We start from the raw sequence: 1117 nt of genomic DNA on the forward strand, positions 1-1117 counted from the left end.
GGAGCGGTCGAAGGTGGGGCTGGCGATTGGGACGAAGTCGTAACAAGGTAGCCGTACCGGAAGGTGCGGCTGGATCACCTCCTTTCTAAGGAGCACCGGCCCTGTGTTCGCAAGGACACGGGTCTACGTCGAGGTCAGAAGCGAACGTCTTCTGCTCGGCAGCTCATTAGTGGAGCACTGGCTACTCAAGTGGTCCGGGTCATCCGGGTCGTTGGTACCGCCGCTGGTGACAGCGGAGTGGGAAGACGCGCTCTGGACGATTCGAATCGGTTGGACACACTGTTGGGTCCTGAGGAAACGGACCTGTGGGACTGCGACCGCATCCCCTACTGCCCGCACCACGAGCAGCCCCTTCTGGGCTTGCTCCTCTGGCGGCGGGTTGGCGGGATGGGGCGTCGGCGGTAGTCGGCGCCCGGTACGGTGGGCAGTCCCGTGGTTTGTGGGACCTCATGCAGGGCCATCCTTCTGTCACATCGCATCTGCCCTTCTTTTGTGGGGGGTGGGTGGTCTGGTGGCGGGTGGGGTTGGTTGCTGTTTGTTGTTTGAGATTTGCATAGTGGACGCGAGCATCTTTGTGGCCAAGTTTTTTAGGGCACACGGTGGATGCCTTGGCATCAGGAGCCGATGAAGGACGTGGGAGGCTGCGTTAAGCCTCGGGGAGTCGCCAACCAGACGTTGATCCGGGGATGTCCGAATGGGGAAACCTAGCACCAGTCATGTGGTGTTGCCTCCGCCTGAATGTATAGGGCGGTTGGTGGTAACGCGGGGAAGTGAAACATCTCAGTACCCGTAGGAAGAGAAAACAAGAGTGATTCCGTGAGTAGTGGTGAGCGAAAGCGGATGAGGCTAAACCGGGCGTGTGTGATAGCCGGCAGGCGTTGCACGTTCGGGGTCGTGGGACCTTCTTGAGGGGGCTGCCGTCTTCTCGGACAGTGATAAATCGATGGGTTAGTTGAAGCCTCTGGGAAGGGGCGCCGTAGACCGTGAGAGCCGGGTAGGCGAAAATCTGTCGACTGTCGGAAGGGATCCCAAGTAGCACGGGGCCCGAGAAATCCTGTGTGAATCTGCCAGGACCACCTGGTAAGCCTAAATACTCCCTGATGACCGATAGTGCACG

The 1117-nt window shown here is 59.5% G+C and carries 2 rRNA genes; both read left to right on the forward strand.

What is annotated here, in order from left to right:
- A 16S ribosomal RNA gene (locus tag AB0B91_RS66400) occupies window positions 1–85 on the forward strand; the annotation flags it as partial.
- A 491-nt stretch (window positions 86–576) separates the two neighbouring features.
- Window positions 577–1117, forward strand: a 23S ribosomal RNA gene (locus tag AB0B91_RS66405); the annotation flags it as partial.

The organism is Nonomuraea sp. NPDC049141, from assembly GCF_040648415.1.
Lineage (GTDB): Bacteria > Actinomycetota > Actinomycetes > Streptosporangiales > Streptosporangiaceae > Nonomuraea.